The sequence below is a fragment of the Streptomyces sp. NPDC048275 genome, assembly GCF_040652275.1.
In the GTDB taxonomy this organism is placed as follows: Bacteria; Actinomycetota; Actinomycetes; order Streptomycetales; family Streptomycetaceae; genus Streptomyces.
The window spans coordinates 1-23610 of record NZ_JBEZLR010000034.1 but is presented as its reverse complement, the minus strand read 5'-3'; the positions used below and the strand labels follow the sequence as shown (position 1 = coordinate 23610).

General features: G+C 69.9%; 17 protein-coding genes and 1 pseudogene. 12 read left to right on the top strand and 6 right to left on the bottom strand.

Annotation, left to right across the window (positions count from 1 at the left end; genetic code table 11):
- Positions 1-154 precede the first annotated feature (154 nt).
- The 4 genes from AB0D57_RS21205 to AB0D57_RS21190 are packed head-to-tail and all read right to left on the bottom strand — an operon-like array spanning position 155 to position 4324.
- A complete protein-coding gene (locus AB0D57_RS21205) occupies positions 155-1186 on the bottom strand; it encodes a LacI family DNA-binding transcriptional regulator (RefSeq protein WP_362074864.1) in 1032 nt (343 codons plus the stop codon).
- Positions 1183-2088 carry a carbohydrate ABC transporter permease gene (locus tag AB0D57_RS21200; RefSeq protein WP_362074861.1) on the bottom strand — a complete coding sequence of 302 codons (906 nt, stop codon included), beginning with the start codon at positions 2086-2088 and terminating at the stop codon, positions 1183-1185. Before AB0D57_RS21200 ends, AB0D57_RS21205 begins: the two co-directional genes overlap by 4 nt.
- Positions 2085-3008: a sugar ABC transporter permease gene (locus AB0D57_RS21195; RefSeq protein WP_362074858.1), complete on the bottom strand. Its 924-nt coding sequence runs from the start codon at positions 3006-3008 to the stop codon at positions 2085-2087. Before AB0D57_RS21195 ends, AB0D57_RS21200 begins: the two co-directional genes overlap by 4 nt.
- On the bottom strand, positions 3005-4324 hold the full coding sequence (locus AB0D57_RS21190; RefSeq protein WP_362074855.1) for an extracellular solute-binding protein: 1320 nt from the start codon (positions 4322-4324) through the stop codon (positions 3005-3007). The genes AB0D57_RS21195 and AB0D57_RS21190 overlap by 4 nt, the downstream gene beginning before the upstream one ends.
- 185 nt (positions 4325-4509) lie before the next feature.
- Here AB0D57_RS21190 and AB0D57_RS21185 point away from each other — a divergent pair, with 185 nt between their 5' ends.
- The 10 genes from AB0D57_RS21185 (at position 4510) to AB0D57_RS21140 (ending at position 17931) form a co-directional block, all read left to right on the top strand.
- Positions 4510-6531: a beta-galactosidase gene (locus tag AB0D57_RS21185; protein ID WP_362074852.1), complete on the top strand. Its 2022-nt coding sequence runs from the start codon at positions 4510-4512 to the stop codon at positions 6529-6531.
- A 320-nt stretch (positions 6532-6851) separates the two neighbouring features.
- Positions 6852-8420 carry an arabinogalactan endo-1,4-beta-galactosidase gene (locus AB0D57_RS21180; protein ID WP_362075012.1) on the top strand — a complete coding sequence of 523 codons (1569 nt, stop codon included), beginning with the start codon at positions 6852-6854 and terminating at the stop codon, positions 8418-8420.
- Positions 8421-8687: 267 nt separating this feature from the next.
- Complete coding sequence (gene crcB / locus AB0D57_RS21175) at positions 8688-9128, top strand: fluoride efflux transporter CrcB (protein WP_362074849.1); 441 nt, start codon at positions 8688-8690, stop codon at positions 9126-9128.
- Positions 9129-9137: 9 nt separating this feature from the next.
- Positions 9138-9512, top strand: a complete 375-nt coding sequence (gene crcB / locus AB0D57_RS21170) for a fluoride efflux transporter CrcB (protein WP_362074846.1) — start codon at positions 9138-9140, stop codon at positions 9510-9512.
- A 72-nt stretch (positions 9513-9584) separates the two neighbouring features.
- The gene (locus AB0D57_RS21165) at positions 9585-10421 is read left to right on the top strand and encodes an undecaprenyl-diphosphate phosphatase (protein WP_362074843.1); all 837 of its coding nucleotides are present in this window, start codon (positions 9585-9587) and stop codon (positions 10419-10421) included.
- 382 nt (positions 10422-10803) lie between these two features.
- Positions 10804-11247: a hypothetical protein gene (locus AB0D57_RS21160; protein ID WP_362074840.1), complete on the top strand. Its 444-nt coding sequence runs from the start codon at positions 10804-10806 to the stop codon at positions 11245-11247.
- A gap of 525 nt (positions 11248-11772) precedes the next feature.
- On the top strand, positions 11773-13389 hold the full coding sequence (locus AB0D57_RS21155; protein ID WP_362074837.1) for an MBL fold metallo-hydrolase: 1617 nt from the start codon (positions 11773-11775) through the stop codon (positions 13387-13389).
- 59 nt (positions 13390-13448) lie between these two features.
- A complete protein-coding gene (locus tag AB0D57_RS21150; protein ID WP_362074834.1) occupies positions 13449-14228 on the top strand; it encodes an alpha/beta fold hydrolase in 780 nt (259 codons plus the stop codon).
- A gap of 161 nt (positions 14229-14389) precedes the next feature.
- A complete protein-coding gene (locus AB0D57_RS21145; RefSeq protein WP_362074831.1) occupies positions 14390-16186 on the top strand; it encodes an amino acid adenylation domain-containing protein in 1797 nt (598 codons plus the stop codon).
- Positions 16183-17931 carry a tryptophan 7-halogenase gene (locus AB0D57_RS21140; protein WP_362074828.1) on the top strand — a complete coding sequence of 583 codons (1749 nt, stop codon included), beginning with the start codon at positions 16183-16185 and terminating at the stop codon, positions 17929-17931. Before AB0D57_RS21145 ends, AB0D57_RS21140 begins: the two co-directional genes overlap by 4 nt.
- A gap of 59 nt (positions 17932-17990) precedes the next feature.
- On the opposite strand, the gene AB0D57_RS21135 is transcribed toward AB0D57_RS21140, so the two are convergent.
- Positions 17991-19304: a cation:proton antiporter gene (locus AB0D57_RS21135; protein WP_362074825.1), complete on the bottom strand. Its 1314-nt coding sequence runs from the start codon at positions 19302-19304 to the stop codon at positions 17991-17993.
- 458 nt (positions 19305-19762) lie between these two features.
- Between AB0D57_RS21135 and rsgA the strand changes: the two genes are divergently transcribed.
- Positions 19763-20863 carry a ribosome small subunit-dependent GTPase A gene (rsgA, locus tag AB0D57_RS21130; RefSeq protein WP_362074822.1) on the top strand — a complete coding sequence of 367 codons (1101 nt, stop codon included), beginning with the start codon at positions 19763-19765 and terminating at the stop codon, positions 20861-20863.
- Positions 20864-21042: 179 nt separating this feature from the next.
- On the top strand, positions 21043-23502 hold the full coding sequence (locus tag AB0D57_RS21125; protein WP_362074819.1) for a non-ribosomal peptide synthetase: 2460 nt from the start codon (positions 21043-21045) through the stop codon (positions 23500-23502).
- A gap of 14 nt (positions 23503-23516) precedes the next feature.
- Here AB0D57_RS21125 and AB0D57_RS21120 read toward each other — a convergent pair.
- A pseudogene (locus tag AB0D57_RS21120) lies at positions 23517-23609 on the bottom strand (type I methionyl aminopeptidase); the annotation flags it as partial.
- Position 23610 lies beyond the last annotated feature (1 nt).

Here is a 23610-nt window from a genome sequence, read left to right as displayed (position 1 = left end):
GGGCTGCCTGCGTGTCGGCGTACGAGAGTGGTGGCGACGCAAGGGCCGTGTGCCCGGGCGGACAGTGGCGCCATGGGGTCATCGAGAGTCCGACGCCGCCGGGCACGTTCGGGCCCCGGCAGAATCCCCCGTTCCAGGCGTGGCCCGCACTGCCTCAGGTGGAGTCGCGCCGCACCAGTTCCGTGGGCAGGATCACGGCCGCCGGATCCTCGCCCCCGATCTGTGCGAGCAGCACCCGCACCATCTCGGCGCTGATCCGGTCGTAGGGCTGCCGGATGGTCGTCAGCTGGGGGCGGGCGGCCAGGGCGGCCGAGGAGTCGTCGAACCCGCCGACCGCGACGTCCTGAGGGACCCGGCGGCCGGCCTTGTGCAGCGCGGCCAGCACACCCTGCGCCATCAGGTCGGAGGCGACGAACACCGCGTCCATGTCCGGGGCGTTCTTGAGGAGCTGCTCGGCGCCCGCCTCGCCGCTCGCCCGGCTGTAGTCGCCGGAGGCGACGAGTCGGTCGTCGGCCTCGAAGCCCGCTTCGGCGAGCACCTCACGGTAGCCCGCGAGCCGCTCGACACCGCCGGGGGTGTCGAGCGGTCCCGTGACCATGCCGATCCGGCGACGGCCGAGGGCGACCAGGTGCTTGACCATGTCGCGGGCACCGTCCCGGTCGTCCGCGGCGACATAACTCACCTTGGACCCCAGACCGATGGGCTTGCCGCAGGCGACCAGCGGCACACCCGCCTCGCCCAGCTGCTCGGCGACCGGATCGCCGGAGTGACTGGAGACCAGCAGCACCCCGTCCACGTGGCCCGCGGTGATGTACCGCGTTATGCGGCGCCGTTCGTCCTCGGTGCCGGCGAGCATCAGCAGGAGAGGTATGTCGTGCGCGGCCAGCGCCTGCGTGCAGCCGCGCAGCAGGACATTGAAGTTCGGGTCCTCGAAGAACCTCTCCTGGGGCTCGGTCAGCAGAAAGCCGATCGAGTCGGAGCGGCCGGTGATCAGCGAACGGGCGTGCCGGTTCACGACGTAGCCGGTTCTGCGGATGGCGGCGTTGACCGCCTCCTGTGCCGCGGGGCTCACGTAGTGTCCGCCGTTGAGCACCCGCGACACCGTGCCCCGCGACACGCCGGCCTCTCGCGCGACGTCATGGATCGTCGGCGGTTTGCGCCGGCCCCCCGCGTTGGTCATGGTCACGACTTTACGGCTCCCGAGAGGAGATCGAGACTCCAGAAACGCTGGATGACCAGGAACAGCGCGATCAGCGGAATGATCGCGAGCAGCGCTCCGGTGATCACCAGCGTATACAGCGCCGGGGTGTTGGAGCCCTGTTCCAGCAGCGTGAACAGGCCGAGCGTGATCGGGAACTTCTCGTCGTCGCTGAGCATGATGTACGGCAACAGGAAGTTGTTCCACACCGCCACGAACTGGAACAGGAACACCGTCACCAGTCCGGGCACCATCATCGGCAGCGCGATCCGGCTGAAGATCCGCAACTCGCTCGCCCCGTCCATCCGTCCGGCCTCGACCACATCGGCGGGCACGGCGGCGGAGGCGTAGATCCGGGCGAGGTAGACGCCGTACGGCGACAGGACGAGCGGCAGCAGGACGGACGCGTAGGAATCCGTCAGGTCCGCCTTCGCCAGCAGCAGGTACTGCGGGATCGCCAGGATCACGGGCGGCATCAGCACACCCGCCATGAGGATGCCGAAGACGGTCTCCCGGCCGCGGAAGCGGTAGATCGCGAGCGCGTAGCCGCTGAACGCCGAGACAGCCGTCGACAGGAGGGCGCCGAGGCCCGCGTAGAGGGCGGAGTTGCCCATCCACTTCCAGTACACGCCCTCGCGGTAGGCGCTCAGATCCTTGACGTTCTGGGTGAAGCCGGAGCCCGGCAGGAACGTGAACGTCGAGAACAGCTCACTGCCCGACTTGGTCGCCGCGATCACCACCCAGGCGACGGGCAGCAGACAGTAGATCGCGCCGAGCAGCAGCGTGAGGGTGGGCACCAGGGCGATCCGGTGGCGCAGGGGCGGGCGCTGGGCGGTCCCGGGGGTCGTACCCGCGGCCGACGCGGCCTTGCCCACGGCAAGAGAACTCATCGTGCTTCCTCCTGCTTGTTACGGGAGTTCGCGGCCCGCAGGAAGCCGAAGGACACAAGGAGGGTGACGACGGCGATGATCGCCGCCTCCGCGGCGGCCGCGTAGATGTCGCCCTTGCCGAAGGCGTCCTGGTACACCTTCATCAGCGGACTCCAGGTCGTGGAGACGGAGTTGGTGAGCGGTTTGAGGGTGGTCGGCTCGCTGAACACCTGGAGCGTCGCGATGATCGAGAAGAAGAAGGTGAGCACCAGCGAGGGCGCCACCATCGGGATCTTGATCTTCAGCGCGATCTGCAGGGGGGTGGCGCCGTCCAGCTTCGCCGCCTCGTACACCTCGGCCGGGATGGCCTGCAGCGAGGTGTAGATCACGATCATGTTGAAGCCGGTGCCGCCCCAGACCGCGATGTTGGACAGGGCGAAGTACAGCGGACCGCCGTCCAGCAGGTCCGGCTGTGGCATCCCCAGCTTGTCCAGGACGAAATAGAAGGGGCTGACGTCCGGGAGGTACAGGAAGCCCCACAAAAGCGCGGAGACGACGCCGGGAATGGCGTACGGCAGGAAGATCGCGAGCCGGGTGAAGGGCGCCAGGCGCACCTTGTCCGAGTCGAGCATCAGCGCGAACAGCAGCGCGAGGCCGAGCATCACCGGGACCACGATGGCGCCGTAGCCCACCACGCGCAGCGCGCCGCTCAGCAGCTCGGAGTCGGTGAGGGCGTCCCGGTAGTTCTCCAGGCCCGCCCAGACTTCCGACCGCGCGCCCGCTCCCAGGCCCAGGCCCTTGACCTGCGCCTTGTGGAGGCTCAGCCAGAGGGCGTAGCCGATGGGGAGCGCGAAGAAGAGGGCGAACAGGATCGTCGCGGGGAGGAGGAAAGCGTACGGGGCCCCCTTGACCCCGTACGACTTCCGACGTGCGCTGGTCACTCGGCGACCCCGAAGCCCTGCTTCTTGAGGTCGGCGACCGTGTCGTCCTGCATCTTCTTCAGAGCGGCGCCGAAGTCCGACTTGTCCTTGGCGGCCGAGGCGAAGGCGTCCTTGAAGGTCGTGTACGCGACGTTCACGTTCGGGCCCCACGCGGACGGCGCGGTGGTCTTGGCGATCTCCGCGGCCTTCGTGTAGAAGTCCGGCTGGTTGGAGAAGTACGCCGGCGGCTCGGCGAACGCCTCACTGGTCTGCGCGGTGGTGACGGCGGGGTAGATGCCACTCTCCTTCGCCAGCGCGGCCACCGCTTCCGGGTCCGTGTTCAGCCAGGAGGCGAACTTCGCGGCCGCCCCCTTGTGCTTCGAGTCGGTGGTGACGGCCGTCGACGAGCCGCCCCAGCTGCCGGTGACGTCCGAGCTGTCGTCCCACTGCGGCAGCGGGGCCATGGCCCACTTGCCCTTGGTGTCGGGGGCCGCGGTGGTGAGGGTGCCGGGCGCCCAGACCGCGCTCACCCAGGCGATCTGCTTGCCGGTGTTCAGCGCCTTGTTCCAGGACGGCGTGTACATCGGCTGGTTGTCGATCGCGCCCTCCTTGACGAGGTCGCCCCAGAACTTGGCGACCTTCTGCGAGGCCGCGTCGTCGATGCCGACCTTCCACTTGTCGCCCGAGGTCGTCCACCACTGGGCGCCGGCCTGCTGCGCGAGACCGGCGAAGAGGCCGGAGTCGTTGGCGGAGAAGGTGGTCAGGTCCGTGTCCGGGGCCTTCTTCTTCAGCGCGCGGGCGGTCTCCGCGAACTGCTCCCAGGTCGTGGGAACCGTCAGGCCGTACTTCTTGAAGAGGTCCTCGCGGTAGTAGAACATCATCGGCCCGATGTCCTGCGGGATCGCGTACACGGCGTCCGAGCCCAGCGTCGTCTGCTGCCAGACACCCTCGGCGAACTTGTTCTCCGCGTCCTTCGACTCGTCCGCTATGTCGGCGAGCGCGTCATTGCTGACCAGGGTCGGCAGCGCCTGGTACTCGGCCTGGACCAGGTCAGGGGCCTTCTTCGCCTTGTGCGCGGTGAGGATCTTGGTGACCAGCGTGTCGCCGGACGCCTGCTTCTTCACCGTGACGGTGATCTGCTGCTCCTTGCCGGGCCCCTTGTTCCACAGGTCGACGACCTTGTCCATGCCGGGGGTCCAGGACCAGTAGGTGAGATTGGCCGGCCCCGACTCGGCCGAGCTGTCGTCGTCCGACGAGCCGCACGCCGCGAGGGCGGTGGCGCCGAGCGTGACGGCGATGGAGGTGGCCACGAGGCGACGCAGCTTCGTGTTTGGCATGGATCTATCTCCCCTGAGCTGGGCCCCCGCCTGCTGCGGCGACCTGCCATGCTTCTGTGAGCGTTCACAGTAGAGAAACATCCCGGACACTTGTCAATGGTTGTTGCAGTGCGGTTATGTTGGCCCCGCGCCACTGAATCCGTGTGTGCACGTTCCCAAACGTTCGATCCAACGGGAGAAGATCCATGCCGGAGACCACCCCCAGGGGCCTCACCAGGCTCGCCTTCGGTGGGGACTACAACCCCGAGCAGTGGCCGGAAAGCGTCTGGCACGAGGACGTCCGGCTGATGCGCGAAGCGGGCGTCACGATGGTGAGCGTCGGGATCTTCTCCTGGGCGCTGCTGGAACCCGCCCGGGGCGCCTACGAGTTCGACTGGCTCGACCGGCTGCTCGACCTGCTGCACGAGAACGGCATCCGCGCCGATCTCGGCACCCCGACCGTCGCCCCGCCCGTCTGGTTCTACCGCGAGCACCCCGACGCGCTGCCCGTGGCCGCCGACGGCACCCGCTACGAATTCGGCTCGCGCGGCGCCATCTGCCACAGCAACACCGACTACCGCGCCGCCGCCGCGGCCATCACCACGCAGCTCGCCACCCGGTACGCCGACCACCCCGCGCTCGCGATGTGGCACGTCCACAACGAGTACGGCGTCCCCGTCTCGGCCTGCTACTGCGACTCCTGCGCCGCCCACTTCCGCCGCTGGCTCGCCCGGACGTACGGGACGGTCGACGCGGTCAACGAGGCCTGGGGAACCGCCTTCTGGGGCCAGAGCTACGCGGGCTTCGACCAGATCACCCCGCCGCGCGTGACGCCCACGGTCGGCAACCCGGCCCAGGCGCTCGACTACAAGCGCTTCGCCGACGAGACCATGCGCGAGAACTTCGTCGCCGAGCGGGACATCCTGCACCGTCTCGCCCCCGGTGTCCCGGTCACCACGAACTTCATGACCGCCCTGAGCCAGTGCGACTCCGTCGACTACTGGGCCTGGGGCCGCGAGGTCGACCTCGTCACCAACGACCACTACCTGATCACCGACGGCCGCCGCACGCACGTCAACCTCGCCATGGCCGCCGACCTCACCCGCTCCGTCGCGGGTGGCGCCCCCTGGCTGCTGCTCGAACACTCCACCTCGGGCGTCAACTGGCAGGCCCGCAACCCCGCGAAGGCCCCGGGTCAGATGGCGCGCAACTCCCTCGCGCATGTCGCGCGCGGCTCCGAGGGCGCCATGTTCTTCCAGTGGCGGCAGTCCCGGCGCGGCGCCGAGAAGTTCCACTCGGCGATGCTGCCGCACGCCGGCACCGACTCCCGGGTGTGGCGCGAGGCCGTCGCGCTCGGTGCGTCCATCGACTCGTTGACCTCCGTCCGCGGCACCCGGACCGTCGCCGACGTCGCCGTCCTGTGGGACTGGCACTCCTGGTGGGCGCAGAACCTCGACTGGCGCCCCAGTGAGGACCACGACCCGCGCGAGCGCGCCGACGCGTTCTACGAAGCGCTGTACGACCGCCACCTGACGGTCGACTTCGCCCACCCGGAAGCCGACTTGTCGGCCTATCCCCTTGTCGTCGTGCCCGCCCTCTACCTGATGACCGAGGCCGCCGGGAACAACCTCAAGGAGTACGTCGAGAACGGTGGCACGCTCGTCGTCTCGTACTTCTCCGGCATCGTCGACGAGCACGACGCCGTGCACGACGGCGCCTACCCCGGAGCCCTGCGCGACGTACTCGGGCTGACCGTCGAGGAGTTCTCGCCGCTCCTCAAGGACGACCGGGTCCGGATCACCGGCCCCGACGGCTCCGAGCTCACCGGCGACGTGTGGACCGAGTTCGTGGTGCCGCGCGGCGCCGAGACCGTCTGGACGTACGCCGACGGCCTCACCGCGGGCCGCCCGGCCGTCACCCGGCACCGCCTCGGCGAGGGCTCGGCCTGGTACGTCTCCACCCGCCTGGGCGCCCAGGGCCTCGATGCCCTGATCGGCTGGGCGTCCGACGACGCGCGGATCGCACCCCGCACCGACCTGCCCCGCGACCTCGAAGTGGTGCGCCGCACCGGAGAGTCGGGCACCTTCCTGTTCGCCGTCAACCACACCGGCACCGATGCCAAGGTGCCGCTGGAGACACCCGGTACGGAACTGTTCACGGGTGAACGCGCCGCGGGCCGCCTGTCCGTGCCGGCGGGCGCCGTCAGGGTCGTACGCCTGGACGGCTGAGGAGCACGCCGGACGCGGCGGCCTTGTACCGAGCTGTACAGCAGGCCGGGCGCCTCGGCCCTGTACCGAGCTGTACCGCACGCCGGACGCCTCGGCCCTGTACCGAGGTGGCGCGCACGCCGGACGCGGCGGCCGCAAACCGCCGCTCCGCACGCCGTACGCGTCAGCCGCTCGACGTGACGGCTGATCCATCCCCCTCCCCAGACCCCGGCCGGATTCCGGGGGGACATCCGGTCGGTCCGGGCGGCGCCGTGTCGCAGGCCTTCGGGCACGGCGCCGCCCTCAACTCCAGTCTCCCCGCCTTCGTCGAAGGGACGACGATGTTCCACGCGAGACGAGCCCTACGGACCCTGCTGATACCGCTGATGGCAGGTCTGGCTCTCACCACCCTCCCCGCCACATCGGCGCAGGCCGCCTCGACGCTCACCAACGGTGGCTTCGAGTCGAACGGCGCCGGGACCGCGACGCCGACCGGCTGGTCGACGTACTCGGCGGGCGGGCAGAACGCCGCCTCGTTCACCGAGTCCGGTGGCCACAGCGGCAGCTACCGCCTCAGCCACTACTCGGCCTCCGCCTACAAGGTGGAGACCTACCAGTACCTCTCCGGGCTGACGAACGGGAACTACACCCTCACCGCCTGGGTGCGGTCCGGCGGCGGCCAGAACTCCGCGTACCTGGCGCTGAAGAACTGCGGCAGCGCCGAGCAGCGCACCGACCTGCCGGTCTCCAGCAGCGGCTGGATCCGCATCGTCACCTCCATCGCCGTGACCAACAACCAGTGCACGATCAGCATCAACTCCGATGCGAACGCGGGCAATTGGATCAACGTCGACGACCTGACCTTCACGTCCGGCTCGACCGGCCTGGCCATCAAGGGCTCCGACATCTCCTCCCTCGCCAAGAGCGAGGCGTTCGGCGGTGTCTACAAGACGGGCTCGGGCACCACCGGTGACGCGCTCACCATCCTCAAGTCCTCCGGTATGAACTACGCGCGCCTCAAGGTCTGGGTGAACCCCGCGGACGGCTACAACAACAAGGCGCGCGTCCTGGCCATGGCCAAGCGCGTCAAGGCGCAGGGCATGAAGCTCCTGGTGGACTTCCACTACTCGGACACCTGGGCCGACCCGGGTGTGCAGTCCAAGCCGGCCGCCTGGGCGGGCCACTCCTACAGCCAGCTGAAGACGGACGTCTACAACCACACGTACGACGTGCTGAACGCACTGAAGGCGCAGGGCACCACCGCGGACATGGTCCAGGTCGGCAACGAGATCAACGGCGGCATGCTCTGGTCCGAGGGCTCGACCGACAACTGGTCGCAGCTCGCCGGGCTGCTCAACTCCGGCTACGACGCGGTCAAGGCGGTCAACTCGTCCACCGTCGTGGCGCTGCACCTCGCCAAGGGCGGCGACCTGGCCGGCACCCGCTGGTGGTTCGACAGCGCGGTCTCGGGCGGCGTGAAGTTCGACGCCATCGGCCTGTCCTACTACGGCTACTGGCACGGCTCGCTCGCCGACTTCCAGACGACCCTGGACGACGCGGCCGCCCGCTACGCCAAGCCGGTCTTCCTCGCCGAGACGGCCTACCCCTTCCGTCTCGACAGTGAGGACTCGCTCACCAACATCATCGACACGACCGGTGAGCTGGTCGCCGGGTACCCGGCCACGACGGCCGGTCAGTCCGCCTGGCTGCGCGACGTGATGAACGTCGTGGAGGCCGTCCCGAACGGCCGCGGCCTCGGTGTCTTCTACTGGGAGACCACCTGGACCGCCGTCACCGGCAACGGCTGGGACCCCACCGACGCCGCCTCCGGCAACGGTTGGGAGAACCAGGCGCTGTTCGGCTACGACGACAAGGCGCTTCCGGCCATGTCCCAGTTCAGCCACCGCTGAGCAGCCGAGGGCCCGGCTGCTGAGGCAGCCGGGCCCTTTCGGTTCCTTGGGCAGGGAGGCGGGCGGCAGGCGCCGGCTCACCCGCTTCCCTGTCCACGGTGTGCGTGGCAGCCGGCCCCGGCGTTACCCTGTTGACCGGCCGCGATCACCATCGTGGCGCGGCGGTGGGGCCCGCCGTACCCGAACCGCGGCGTCGACGCAGCCAACGGTCCCTACTTGCGATGATGTGTGGCCCCCGAGGCCCCGGCGAGTAGGAGACGTACGGCCATGACAGTCCCGCACCCCGATCGCCCGCCCGCGCGCTCCGCGTCCCCGTGGCAGGGCCAGGGACCGGTCGTCGCGATGGTCGCGCTCGGCGGCGGCATCGGCGCCACCGCCCGCTACGGGGCGGCGCTGCTGTGGCCCACGCAGACGGGCGGATTCCCGTGGACCACGTTCTGGGTCAATGTCGTCGGCTGCGCCGTGATCGGCGTCTTCATGGTCGTCATCACCGAGGTATGGGCGGCCCACCGGCTGGTGCGGCCCTTCTTCGGCACCGGTGTGCTGGGCGGCTTCACCACCTTCTCGACGTACGCCGTCGACATCCAGAGACTCATCGACGCGGGCCACGTCGGAACCGGCCTCGCCTATCTCGCCGCGACCCTGTTCGCGGCGCTCGCGGCGGTATGGCTCGCGGTGACGGCGACCCGCCGCGCCCTGGCAAGGTAGGAAAGAGGCGTGAACTGGCTGCTGGTGATCGTCGGCGGAATGCTCGGCGCACCCCTTCGCTATCTGACCGACCGCGTGGTGCAGACCAGGCACGACACGGTCTTCCCCTGGGGCACCCTCGCCGTCAACGTCGTCGGCTCGCTGATCCTCGGCCTGCTGACCGGCGCGGTCACCGCGGGCGCCGCGGACTCGCACCTTCAGCTGTTCCTCGGCACCGGCCTGTGCGGCGCGCTGACCACGTACTCGACGTTCTCGTACGAGACACTGCGACTCACCGAAACCGGCGCGGCGTTCTACGCCGCCGCGAACGTGATCGTGAGCGTGGCCGCCGGGCTCGGCGCGGCGTTCGCGGGCGTCTGGTTTGCCCAAACTTTGTGGGCGTAGGCGCCGGGACGGCACGCGCGCGTAGTAGGACTGTCTGCAGCACTGTCGACCAACTCCTCAGAACTGGATTCCATGAGCGTCATCAACGTCGGTCAGGCCGTCGTCCTCGGTGCCGTCGAGGGAGTGACCGAGTTCCTCCCCGTCTCCTCCACCGGCCATCTCAAGATCGTTGAGGGGCTGATGGGCATCCCCGTCGACGACGACGCCGTCGTCGGGTTCTCCGCGGTCATCCAGGTCGGCGCGATCGCCGCCGTGCTCGTGTACTTCTTCAAGGACATCGTCCGGATCCTCTCCGCCTGGGGCCGGGGCCTGCGCGACCGCGAGGAGCGCTACCACCACGACTACAAGTTCGCCTGGTGGGTCATCTACGCGACCATCCCGATCGTGATCGTGGGCCTGGCGGCGAAGCCGCTCATCCAGGGGCCGCTCGCCTCGCTGTGGGTGGTCGCGGCCTCGCTGATCGTCGGCAGCGGTGTGATGTGGGCGGCGGACCGGATGGGCCGGCACAAGCGCGGCGAGGACGACACCTCGTTCAAGGACGCGATGCTGGTCGGCGGTTCGCAGATCCTCGCGCTGCTCTTCCCGGGCTTCTCGCGCTCCGGCGCCACCATGTCGACCGCGCTCCTCCTCGACCTGGACCGTGTCGCGGCCACCCGGCTTTCCTTCTTCCTCGGTATCCCGGCCCTGACCGGCGCCGGTCTGTACGAGCTCAAGGACGCCCTGGGCGCGGGGGTGGGGGCCGCCCCGCTGGCCGTCGGCACGATCGTCTCCTTCGTGGTCGCGTACGGCTCGATCTCCTGGCTGCTGAAGTTCGTCGCCAAGCACTCCTTCAACGCCTTCGTGATCTACCGGATCGTGATCGGCGTGGCGCTGTTCGGGCTGCTCGGCACCGGTGTGCTCGCCGGCTGACCGGCGAGCGCGAACGGGGCGCGCGACAACCTGAAGCCGCAGGTCGCGGGCTCTGGTGTGAGCGACGGGTGGGGTTTTCGGGCCGGTCGGCGGTGTGATCGGTACGAGGTGATCGTTCGACGTTCCTCGGCCGGAACAGCTGACCCGGACGGCCGGCACCAGTCCTGCGCTCGGGTCCCGCCGCTCCAGTGGCTACTGCACGCCCTCCCTCAGTTCTATGTCCCTGGCCAGCCTTCCGAGGACCAGATCGCGTGCCGTGCGTACGAAGAAGTGGGCGCAGGGGAAGCCATGGGCTTTGGACGCACGGCTGCCGAGGGCGCCCACTCCTCGACCAGCCGGTCCACGTCGGGCACTTCTCCCGCCCCGTAGGAGAGCGTCAGCGGTGCATGCAGCGGCGGCAGCGCGGAGTCGTACCGGTAGTTGTCCACGGGTAGTTGTCCACGACCTCCATGTCGGCGCGGAGGACCGGCAGCAGCAGCTGCATGAGGTCGTCGTCGGCAAGGACCTCGTCCGGCGCGATGCCGTCGGCGCGCAGTTCGGCGATCAGGGTGTCGTCGCCGGCAGCGGGCGGTTGGCGGGGCCGAGGAGGACCGGCAGCGGGTCGGGGTCGTTGAAGCTCTTCGGCGCCGCCCCGAACCCATTCAGCCCCGAACCCGACACTGGCGCCGACACACCGGTCTGGTTGACAAAGATCGGTAGTACCACCGGCAGCTTCTTCGTCAACCGCAAGCAGGTCCCCACCGCACCGCACACCACCGACGTCCACCGGTGCGACCGGCTCTGGAACGAAAACGCCCGCCTGGTGGGGCTTCCCCCGGAGCTGTGAACACCGGCAACCGCCAAGAAAGGTGAGACGCGGGTGCGTGGCCGCACGGCGGGCGACGGACGGCCCGCGGGGCCGTACCTGCCGGTGAGGCGGCCGAAGTGGCCCGGTCAAGCACGAGCGCGCGGCCCCGCTCCATGTAATCCATGTCACTTTGCGTTCGCCTTGGATCAATCGGGGGATCGTAGTTAGAGATGCATCAGCGCTGTGATCGATTCCCAACTGGGCGCCGAGAGCGCCGGATTGATGAAACTGGGCACTGTGACAGACATGAACGGAGCTGCGAAGCAGAGGGGCTGACTCAACCGCATACAGGGCACCGCACCACCGCCACTGACCCGGTGACCCGTCTCCTTCGAACCGGGTGACACCACCGCTTCGACCCCCCCCTGGTGACACGACCGTCTCAACCGGGACCAGGCCGGACACCCCGCGCCTTGCGCCCTCCTCGACGGCATGCGCGCGCACGCACGCCCATGCCGCGAACCATCCCCACCCACCGACATCATCGACAGTGAGGGAAGCAACGTGCCGGCACACCAGAAGCTCTACCTCCGCCCGTCCGTGGTCGCGCAGCCCCTGCTGCACCGCTGGTACGCGTGGCCCTATCTCCTGGCTCCCCACACCGGTGCGCTCAATCTGCGGGACCGTCTTCTGCCCATCGTGGACAGCTACTTGAAGGCCCCGCACATCCACGACTCGGTCACCGCGGACCCCCACCGCTACGGCGCGCCCTTCCTCGACCCCCAGGGCGCCGACCAGGACGACGTCCAGGCCGCCCGCGAGACCATGGCGAAGGACGGCCAGGCCAAGCTCCAGCTCGCCGACGACATCGACCAACTCCGGGCCCTGCTGCGGGAGAAGGCGCTCGGCGGACCGATGGAGCCCCTCTACCCCCAGGTCCCGGCATCGCTCCGCGGCCGCGTCGAGCTCGTCTACGACACCGCCCACCGGCCGACCTTCCGGTTCTTCGAGTCGCTGATGTACTCGTCGCCGGCCTTCGAGCGGCACGGGCAGTGCGTGTCCTTGATGGCCGCGCCGAAACCCCAGCCGTTCGTGTACAGCAGCCCCGTGCTGCCCAGCGCCGACCGCCTGGACATCGACGTACCGTTCGACTCGCCGCTGTGGGACGAGCTGTTCGCGGCGCGCCTCGCCCCCGTCGACGTTCCGGACCTGGCGGAGCGCCTCGGCATCGACGACGCCGATCTCCCCGCCTTCACCGCCCTGTTCCACGCGACCCCGCCGCCGGCCCACACCCCGCCCCCGGCCGGAGACGTCCGGGTGCGCTACCTCAACCACGCCTCCGTGCTCATCGAGACGGGCAGCACCTCCGTGCTCCTGGACCCGCTCATCGGGTACACCGAGGACGGGCACGAGCACTTCACGATCGAGGACCTTCCGCAGCGCATCGACACCGTTGTCATCAGCCACTTCCACTCGGACCACTTCTCGCTGGAGACGCTGCTCCAACTGCGCACCCGCATCGGCACGATCCTCGTCCCGCGCGCCTCCGGCGGCTCGCTCGCGGATCCCAGCCTCAAGACCATGCTCGAAGCGCTCGGCTTCCCGAACGTCCAGGAGCTCGCCGAGCTGGACACCCGCCGCACAGCGGGCGAAGTCGAGGTCACCGCACTCCCCTTCGTCGGTGAGCACGCCGACCTCGACATCCGCACCAAGATGGTCCCGCTCGTCCGGGCGGGCGGCCGCAGGTTCCTCTTCGCCACCGACATCACACCGCTCGAACCCGCCCTCTACGACAACGTCCCCGGGCTGACCGAGGCTCCGCTCGACGCCCTCTTCATCGGCCTCGAATGCGTCGGAGCCCCCCTCGGCTGGCTGTACGGGCCGCTGCTGGAGAAGAAGCTCTCCCGCGAGCACAACAAGGGCCGCCGACTCAAGGGCAGCGACGCCGCGCAGGCCGACCAACTCGCCCGGCAGCTCAACGCCCGCCACGTCTACGCCTACGCCATGGGCCTGGAACCCTGGCTCAAGCACCTCACCGGCTCCGAGTACGAGGCGGACGCCGAGCCGGTCCAGCAGGCCGCCGTCCTCAGCGGGCTCACCGCCGAACGCGGCGTCACCTCCGAGCTCCTGCGTGACCGGGCCGAGCGCACCTGGCCCGTGGTCGCCCCGACGGACCAGTAGGCGCCGAGCGGTACCCCGTCCCGCTGTGCCCGTCGTAGAACCTTTTGGGTGGTGCGTACATGCAGAGCAACGCCGGGCAGGGCGGCGCGCCGCTGCGCCGCTTCGGTCCGCCGCCTTCGCCTCCGACGTCAACTCCGGATCCGGGCACGGCCGATGCTGACCGTGCCACGCTGGTCTGCTTCCCGTGCGCGGGCGGGGGAGCGACCGGCTTCGCGCCCTGGCGGCGCCTGCTCCCCGAACGCCTCGCGCTCTACGGCCACGTGGGTCCCGGCCGTGAGGAGCGTGGCGGAGAGGCGCCGCTGTCATCCGTGGACGAGCTGATCGCCGACGTACTGCCGGGCGTCCTCGCGCTCCCGGACCCGCTGGTCCTGGTCGGACACAGCTTCGGGGCCGCCCTGGCCTACGAACTGACGCGCCGTCTGACACTGGCCGGGCGACCGCCGCTGCACCTCGTCGTCCTTGCGGCGGTCGCACCGGGGGCGACGACCCTGGAGCCGCCCGGCGACGACCACGAGATCGAGCTGCTCTGGAAGCGGCTCGGCGCGAACACCGCGGGCCTGAGCCGGCCCGGTTTTCGCGAGTGGCTCTTCCCGGTGCTGCGCGCGGACTTCACCGCGCAGGCGGCCTACCGCCCGCCGCCCGCGAGCTCGCACGTCACCACCGCGGTCACGGTGATGTACGGCGACGAGGACCCGGTGGTGACGGCCGACGAGGCGGCGAGCTGGCGGGCGCTGTGCGCGGGGCCGTTCGAGGTCGTGCCCGTGCCGGGGGGCCACTTCTTTCCGCAGACGGCACGGGCCGAAACGACCGGCGCACTCGTCCGAACCCTGGAACGTTAGGCCGCACGACCGCCGAACCAATCCTTCGCGGCCGGGTTTTTCGGCATGCGCCCGGCCCCGAAATGACAACAAAGAAGCGCTAATTGGACCCCTTGATCACCCGATCGGCGGCGGCTAGTCTACTCGAGATGAGAATTCAAGTTAATTCCGCAGGGGGACGTTTGGCGACGAACCGAGACGACCCGAAGACCCTGACTTCCCTTTTCGAGGAACGCGTACGGGCGGCCCCCGAAAATACCGCCCTGGAATTCGAAGAAGAATTATTGGCCTACGGCGAACTCAATCGCAAGGCCAACAAACTGGCCCACCACCTGCGCGACAACTGCGGAATACGCCCCGACGACCGGGTGGCAATCCTGGTCCGGCACCCGCCGGACATGATTGTCGCCATGCTCGCCGCCCTCAAGGCCGGCGGCGCCTATGTCCCCCTGGACCCCGACAATCCGCCTGGTGTGACCCAGCGGATCATCGAGGACGTGGCACCCGCAGCCATGGTGATCGAGTCGTCGACAGCCGCGGGCGCGGTGTTCTTCGGCGGCGAACTGTTCGTGCTCGACGTCATGGGCCCGGGTCTGGCCACACCGGAGTCCGACCCGGCGCCGGTGGCCACGCCCACCGACCTCGCGTACGTGATGTACACGTCGGGCACGACCGGCGCCCCCAAGGGCATCGCCGTCGAGCACCGTTCGATCGTCAACACGTTGACCTGGCGCAACGCCTACTACGGATTCGGCCCCGACGACGTGACCCTGGCGATGCCGCGGCCGTCGTTCGACAGCGCCGTCGCGGACACCTTCTGCGCCCTCACGTCCGGCGCGCGCCTGCTCCTGCCGCGCCGGGACCGGATCACCGACCGGTCGTACCTCACCGGTCTGATGGAACACCGCGGTGTCTCCCACTTCCTGATCACACCCGCGCTGTACCGGCGCCTCCTGGGCGGGATGGCGGCGCAGCGGCTGAAATCCCTGCGCAGCGTCACGATCGCCGGGGAGTGGTTCACGACGAAGGTGTCCCAGGAACACTTCCTGCGGCTTCCCGACGTGCTTCTGTTCAACGAGTACGGCCCCGCGGAGAACGCCGTCTGCTCCACCGTGCACGCCCTCGCGGCCACCGACGAGAGCGTGCTCATCGGCAAGCCGATCGACAACACCGAGGCATTCGTCCTGGACGAGGACGGCGCTCCCGTGGCACCCGGCGGGATCGGCGAACTCCATCTCGCCGGAGTGGGCCTGGCCCGCGGCTACCTGGGCAACCCGGAGCTGACCGCGGAACGGTTCTTCACGCCGGCCACGGCGCCGGCCGCGGGCAAGCGCCTCTACCGCACCGGGGACATCGTCCGGCGGTTCGAGGGCGGTGACCTGCAGTTCGTCGAGCGGCGGGACGGGCAGGTCAAGATCCGTGGCCGCCGCGTGGAGCTGGGCCATGTGGCCCAGGTCCTCTCGAAGGAGGACGGGGTTCGCCACGTCCACCTCCTGAGCCGCGACACGGATGCCGGCACACCGCTCCTGATCGCCTTCGTGGAGGGTCCCGCGGCCCATGACGTCGACCGGCTGCGGGCATTCGCCCAGGAGAACCTGCCCGGGTACATGGTGCCTTCGGCGGTCATCCCGGTCGACTCCCTGCCGCTCACCGCTCACGGCAAGGTCGACGAGGTGGCGCTGGGCGTCCGCTACGAGGAGTCCGTCGGCCGCACCGGCCCCGGCCCCGAGCCCGCGACGCGGGTGGAAGCCGTCGTCCTGGAGATCTGGCAGAAGCTCTTCGCCCCCCACCGCATCGACCTCGACGACGACTTCTTCGACCTCGGCGGCGACTCCCTCAGCGTGATGGACCTCGTCGCCGGAGTCGAGGAGCGGCTCGGCGTCCAGCTGGACAACTCGGCTGTCTACACGGACCGGACCATCCGGAGTCTGGCCCGAACCATCGAGAACCGACACAGCGACAAGGCGGGTACATCTTGAGCGGAAAACGCGGTACGGAATCCATGTTCACCGGTGTCGACTACGACGTGGTCATCGCGGGCGGCGGACTGGCCGGGCTCTGCCTGGCCAAGCAGCTCAAGGACGCGTACCCGTCGCTCTCGGTCCTCGTGTGCGAGCGCGAGCGCTCGCCGATCCCGCTGTCGGCGTTCAAGGTCGGCGAGTCGTCGGTCGAGGTGGGCGCGTACTACTTCGACACCGTCATCGGCCTGCGCGACTACCTCGACGAACACCAGCTGGAGAAGCTAGGCCTGCGGTACTTCTACGGGGACGGCGAAGGGCTGCACCAGGAGACGGAGTTCGGCGTCAACCGGTTCCTGCCCGCGAAGTCCTACCAGCTCAACCGCGGCTCCCTGGAGGAGCACCTCAGGGTGGTGGCCGAGGACGCCGGAGCCGTACTGGCGCAGGGCGTCAAGGTCCTCGACATCGAGCTCGGCGAGCAGGACACACCGCACCGGGTCACCTACCAGCCCGACGGCGAGGGCGAGCCCACCACCGTCACCTGCCGCTGGGCGGTCGACGCGACCGGGCGGCACCGGCTGCTGCAGCGCAAGCTCGACCTGACCAAGCGCTATCCCAAGCCGCACAACTCGGTCTGGTTCCGCCTCGAGGGCCGGCTCGACACCGACGAGGTGGTCGGCGCCGAGCACACCGACTGGCACGACCGGATCACCGAGCCACGCTGGCACTCCACCAACCACTTCATGTTCAAGGGCGGTTGGGTCTGGGCGATCCCGCTGGCCCCCGACCACACCAGCGTGGGCATAGTCGTCTCCGACGACCTGCACCCCGTGACGAAGTTCAACCGTATCGAGAAGGCCATCGACTTCGTGGTCGAGCGGGTCCCGGGCTTCGCCCCGGCCATCCGTGAGCTGCCCGTCCTGGACTTCCGCGTGCTGAAGAACTACAGCCACTCCTCGCACCAGGTGTTCTCGCAGGACCGCTGGGCGTGCGTCGGCGACGCCGGAGTCTTCGCCGACCCGTACTACTCGGTCGGCTCCAACCTGATCGGCTACGCGAACAGCTTTGTGACCGAGATGGTCGGACGCGACGCGAAGGGAGCCTTCGACGAGGGCTTCGTGCGCTACGCCAACCGCTGGTTCCTCTCGCTCGCCGAGGGGCTCACCAACAACATCCAGGGCTCGTACGTCTTCCACGACAACGCCGTGATCATGTCGCTGAAGACGATCTGGGACTACTACGTCGGATGGTCCTTCTCCGACCCGCAGTTCTACGGGAAGACCTTCCTGGACGAGTCGGCGAGCACGACGCTCAGCTCCCTCGGGGCGCACGCGATCGCGACCCAGGGCAACATCATGAACCTCTTCCAGAGCTGGGCCCGCACCTACCGCGGTGTCTTCGAGTTCGACTACATCGACTACTTCGACGACGTGCCGACACTCGCCCGGCTCTTCGTGCAGAACCTGCCCGGCGCCGGGACGCCCGACTACGGCACGGTCCTCACGAGCGTGCGCGACGGCCTGGAGCGCATCGAGGAACTGGCCCACGTCATCTTCTACCTCGCGCTGGAGGACGCGCTGCCCGAGCGCCTGGAGGAGGTCAGGGCCCGCGGCTGGCTCAACGTCGCGGTGCTGAGCCTGGATCCGGAGCGCTGGGAGGAGGACGGCCTCTTCGCGCCGAAGAGCCGCCCGCGTCTGGACCAGGTCAAGGCCCTGGAGGAGGAGATGCGGGCGCTGTACCGCACTGCGTCGTCCGCGAAGGCGTAACGCACAGCAGCAAGGGCGGAGGGGGACATCCCCTCCGCCCCTTTGTGCTGCCCCGCGGGTCAGGCCGGCTTGTGGCCGGCGCCCACGGTCTTCTCGACGTCGCCCGGGGCGCCGCCGGCGTCCTGGCCCCCGGCTGTGTCGTCCTTCTTCCAGACGCGCTGCACCAGGACCAGCAGCGGCTGGGTCAGGAGCGTGGTGGCGATGGCCATCAGGACCAGCACGGTGTAGAGCGGACCGCTCAACAGACCGGCCTCGTAACCCGCGTTGAGAGCGATCAGCTCGGTCAGGCCGCGGGTGCTGAGCAGGACCCCGATCGTCATCGACGTCCGGTTGTCCAGCTTGGACATCCGGGCCGCCAGCGCGCCGGGCACCACCTTGACGAAGACCGCGAGCACCGTGACCGCCATGAGGACGGCGATCGCGGTGCCGTCCAGCGATCCGATGGAGACGCTCCGGCCCGAGACTACGAAAAAGAACGGCAGCAGCAGGGACCCGATGCTGTCCAGCGAGCGCACCAGGTCCGGGCTGAGCGTGCCGTCCGGCTCCCGCGGCGTCACCACCCCGGCGAGCAGCGCGCCGAAGATGACGTGCAGTCCGAGGGCGCTGGTCGCCCAGGCCGCGGCGAACGCGAACCCGACCAGCACCGAGAGGCGGGCCGCCGAGGACACGCCGAGCGAGCGCATGAGGCGGCGCAGCAGCAGACGCGCGGGCCAGACCATCACCACGACCAGCACGGCGAGCAGGACCAGACGCACCGGGAGCGACATACCCGAGCCGTCGCCACCGTCCATGATGGTGCCCAGCAGGACCGACCAGCCCACCACGTCGATCAGACCGGCGGACGACACGGCGACGACGCCGGGCACGGTACCGGCCAGGCCGTTCTCCCGCACCACGACGATCAGCACCGGAACGGCCGTGATGGACAGGGAGACGGCGAGGAAGACCACCGAGCGCGCCGACATGTCCTCGGGGAGCCCGAGCTCGTGCAGGGTCCCGTGGAAGAGCATCGCGGCGCCCGCGCCCAGCACCATCGGCACCAGGAAGCCCGCCATCGCGACGGACAGCGTGGACCGGGAGCGGCCGCGCAGCAGGCCCAGATCCAGCTCGTAGCCGACGAAGTAGAGGAACAGGACGAGCGACACCTGGCCCAGGGCGGTCAGCATCGGTGCGATCTCGGCCGGGAAGAGCGTGTTGCCGACGGAGGACGGGAGTTGGGACAGCAGGCTCGGCCCCAGGGCGATTCCGGCTATCAACTGGCCTACTATGGAGGGTTGTCCGAGTTTGCGTGCCAGCATGCCCGCCCCGTGGGCGGCCGCCAGGATCACGGCGGTCGCGCCCATGAGATGGGTAATGGTCTCGTCCGGGCTCACAGAAATCTCCCTGATATCGGTTTACCGGTTTTCGCAGGAGTGGAGTTGAGTCGGGATCGTGGGACGGGACGCCCGGTAGTCGTTGGTGGGATCGGGACGTCCGCACTGATGTGGGTGATTGCCCCCGGCGGAGTGGAACTCGACGCGCGTGCAACGGGGATGGCGCGCACACTCTATCCGAGGATGATCTCCGATTGCGGGAACTTGCCCTCTTGAACGGGAAGTTCAAGCCGTTCACCATTGAGGGGTGTTGCGGGTCGCCCGGGGCTGTCGTAGCGTCGACGGCATTAAATGTCTGGTGCGTCGGAGTCGGCCAAGGGCGGGGCGGCTATTTGCCGCCACCGCCATTGCGGCGTCCCTGCAAAGCAGCCCACCCCTACGTCTTCCTGTCCAGCCGCCGATGCAATCCCGACTTGCGTCCACCCGGCCAAAAAACGCCTCCCGAAGGGCTCATCGCGTTGCGTCACTCATCTTCTTCGGCCGATTCGAACTACCCGCGGCCGCTGGAGGCCTACGGATGGTCCCCTGAGCTCGACGACGACTTCACGTCCGTTGCGGACGCCTCGTGGGTGCCGGGCCGGGTCGTCCGCGTCGACCGCGGCCGCTGCGACGTCGTGATCGCCGACGGCGACTCCGAGGTGACCGTGGTGCACGCCGACACCGGTCCGGTGTCGGACCCCGACCCGATGAAGATGCCCTGTACGGGCGACTGGGCGGCGGTCTCGGTCAGCGCCGCCGGCACCTACGTCCAGGCGCTGATGTCGCGGCGCACGGCCATGGTCCGCTCCAGTGCCTCCCAGCGCTCCGAGGGCCAGGTGCTCGCCTCCAACGTCGACACCGTCGGCGTCGTCGTGGCGCTCGACACCGAGCCGGACCTCGGCAGGATCGAGCGGTTCCTCGCCCTCGCCTGGGAGAGCGGCGCCCAGCCCCTGATGATCCTCACCAAGTCCGACCTCGCGGAGAACGTGGAAGCCGTCCGCGAGACGGTCGAGCAGGCCTCGCCCGGAGTGGACGTGCTGGTCGTCAGCGCCACCACCGACGACGGGATGGACATCCTCTCGGCACTCCTGACCGGGACGAGCGTCCTGGTCGGCCAGTCGGGCGCCGGCAAGTCCACCATCGCCAACGTACTGCTCGGCCGGTCCGCGATGGAGACCCGTCAGACCCGCCGCGACGGCAAGGGCCGTCATACCACGACCACCCGCGAGCTGATTCCGCTGCCCGGCGGCGGTGTGCTCATCGACACCCCCGGTATCCGCGGCGTCGGCATGTATGACGCTACCGACGGTCTGCAGCAGACGTTCTCGGAGATCGAGGAGTTCGCCGAGGAGTGCCGGTTCCGCGACTGCGAGCACGTCGCCGAGCCCGGCTGCGCGGTGATCGAGGCGATCGAGGACGGCATGCTGTCCCAGCGCCGCCTGGACAGCTACCGCAAACTGCTCCGCGAGAACGAGTGGATCGCCTCGCGCAGCGACGCGCGCCTGCGTCAGGACCGCCTCAAGGCGCTGAAGGCGCAAGGCAAGGAAGGCATGGCCAACATGCACGCCAAGCGCGGCTGACGCGAGGCGGGAACCCGCGTGCCGTCCCGGTGAGGGGGGCGCCCGCACGCGCCCGGCGCGGCGTTCACAGCCGATCACGGCGGACGCGTCACGAAACCCATGGCGGCGCGCCGTGCGCCGAACGCCGCCGTGCCGACAGGCAGTTGTCTTGATCGATCCCAGAGCAAGGGAATGCGCCAGTGATATCTGACTCTGCTGTGCCCGCCACCACGATCCGCCCGCGACGCCGGGGCGCCCTGCAGCCCGCGAGGGCCCATGCCAGGCTCCCGCTGACCGCCGGTGCGGCCGACGGCCTCGCCAGGGTGTCCGGCGGACGCCCCCTGGAGGAACTGGTCGCCCTCACCGCGGCGAGCGCGGTGGTGGTCGGCTCGGCGGAACACACCGACGAGCCCGCGGTGGCCGTGTCGGGACCGGCCGGCCCGGTGCTGTGCGGCGTCGGCCTGACCGCGCTGCCCACCGTCGCGCACCTGGTCCGCGCCGTCGACGCCGCGCTGCGCTCGGCCCCCGCCCCGGCCGACGTGACGGCGGCCCTCGCCGGAGTCCTTCTGGTCCGCTCCGCCCGGGTCGGCGAGACCCCCGCCGAGCAGGCGTCCGAGCGGGACACCATTGAACTGACCCTGACCGCGCCCGCCGCCGACGGCAGCCGTGAACTCGTTGCCGAAGCCGGCCCGGAGCGCGCCGAGGCATGGTTCCTGGAGATCCTGCTGCGGTCCGTCTCCCAGACGCTGACCGGCTTCACCGAGCCGCACGGCGCCGTCGCGGAACTGGCACCGGCCGCCCCCGACGACATGGCGACGGCGATCGGATTCGGCCGCAGGACCTTCGTGCCGGACAGCGTCACCACGACGCTCACCGCGCCGATCGAGGAGGCCGTCCGCGCGCATGCGGACCGCCCGGCGGTCGTCGCGGGTTCCGACACCCTCACGTACCGGGAGTTCTGGCAGGCCACCCAGGTGGTGGCCGCCCGGCTGCACGCGTCGGGCATCGGCCGGGGCGACCGGGTCGCGGTACTCACCGGCAAGTCGGTCCACGCCGTACCCGCGATCACCGGCACGCTGCTCGCCGGCGCGGCCTACGTGCCGCTCGACCCCCGCTCTCCGGCCCCTCGGCTCGCCGAGATCCTCGACGACGCCGCGTGCTCGGCGGTGCTCGCCGCACCCGAGCTGCGCGCGATGCTGCCCGCCGGGCTCACCGCCCCGGTCATCGACATCGGCGCCGCGGCCGACCCCCACGCCGATGCCACCGTGCCGGCTACGACCAGGCCGCGCCCGGACGATCTCGCGTACGTCGTCTACACGTCGGGCTCGACCGGCAAGCCCAAGGGGGTGGAGGTCCGGCACCGTGCCATCGCGAGCTATGTGCACTGGAAGGTGGGCAACCACCGGTTCGACGCCGGCACCCGCTTGCTGCAGCTGCCGTCGCTGGCCTTCGACAGCTCGGTGGCCGACCTCTTCCCGGTGCTCGCCTCCGGCGGCCGACTCGTCCTCGCGGACACCCACAAGCTGCTGCCGCGACAGCTCTCCGAGCTGGCCGAGCAGCACCGCGTCACCCATCTGACGACCGTCCCCAGCCTGTACCGGGTGCTCCTGGACGACCTCGCGGGCGCCGCCGGCTCGCTCCACGCCGTCACCGTCGCGGGCGAGGCCACCACGGCCGACCTGGTGCGGCGTCACCACGAGCGGCTGCCCGGCGTCCGGCTCATCAACGAGTACGGCCCGACCGAGAGCTCGGTGGGCGCCACCGCCTTCGACCATGGCACGGACGCGGGCCCCGGCCTGCCGATCGGCCACGTCATCGGCAACACCGTCGCCACCGTGACCGGCGCCGACGGCCGCGCCCTGCCGGTCGGCTTCGTCGGGGAGCTGAGGCTGGCGGGCCACGGCCTGGCCGACGGATACCGCAACCGTCCGGAGATGACCGCCGAGGCGTTCGTCGCCGACGCCGAGGTGCCCGGCGGACGCAGCTATCGCACCGGCGACCTGGTCTGGTGGCGGCCGGACGGCATGCTTGAGTTCGCCGGGCGGGCCGACGACCAGGTGAAGATCCGTGGCCACCGGGTGGAGCCGGGCGAGGTGCAGAGCGTGCTGGCGCTGCTGCCGGGGGTCTCGCAGGCGGCGGTCGCCGTGGTGCCGGGCCCCGACGGCGCCCCGTCGCTCGCGGCTTGGCTGACCGTCCGGGACACCACGGTGGAGGAGATCAGGGCCGGTGCCGTCGCCGCGCTGCCGCCCGCGATGGTGCCCAGCTCCCTCACCCTGATCGACGGCCTGCCCCGGATGGTCAGCGGGAAGATCGACCGGGCAGCGCTGGTCCGGCTCGCCGGGACGGCGGTGCCCGCACAGCGGTACGCCGAGCCGGTCACCGGATCCCCGGCCGGGACACCCGGCCCGGCGGCGTCCGGCGGCGACGAGGTGACGGCGACGGTCGCGGCCATCTTCGAGGAGGTCCTCGCCGCCGGGCCCGTCGACCCTGACGCCGACTTCTTTGACGAGGGCGGCCACAGCCTGCTCGCCATCTCCGTCCTGGACGCCGTCGAGAAGCAGCTGGGGGTCGGTGTGGACCTCGACGACTTCTTCCGTACGCCCACGATCCGCGAGGTCACCGAGCTGGTCCGTAAAGCCGCACCGGTCCCGGAGGAGTAACCCGCTGCGGACCCGCCGGGCGCGATCAGCTTGGCGGCCTCGGCCATCGCCCGCGCGGCGATCCGCCCGGCGACCCGCATCGCCTCGATCGTCTCGGGGGTCTGCACC

Bases quoted from the DNA above. Each gene is read 5' to 3' on its own strand.
- AB0D57_RS21165 (WP_362074843.1), top strand. From the start codon at position 9,585: ATGAGCGTCATCAACGTCGGTCAGGCCGTCGTCCTCGGTGCCGTCGAG.
- AB0D57_RS21200 (WP_362074861.1), bottom strand. From the start codon at position 2,088: ATGAGTTCTCTTGCCGTGGGCAAGGCCGCGTCGGCCGCGGGTACGACC.
- AB0D57_RS21150 (WP_362074834.1), top strand. From the start codon at position 13,449: ATGCAGAGCAACGCCGGGCAGGGCGGCGCGCCGCTGCGCCGCTTCGGT.
- crcB (WP_362074849.1), top strand. From the start codon at position 8,688: ATGACAGTCCCGCACCCCGATCGCCCGCCCGCGCGCTCCGCGTCCCCG.
- AB0D57_RS21180 (WP_362075012.1), top strand. From the start codon at position 6,852: ATGTTCCACGCGAGACGAGCCCTACGGACCCTGCTGATACCGCTGATG.
- AB0D57_RS21190 (WP_362074855.1), bottom strand. From the start codon at position 4,324: ATGCCAAACACGAAGCTGCGTCGCCTCGTGGCCACCTCCATCGCCGTC.
- AB0D57_RS21185 (WP_362074852.1), top strand. From the start codon at position 4,510: ATGCCGGAGACCACCCCCAGGGGCCTCACCAGGCTCGCCTTCGGTGGG.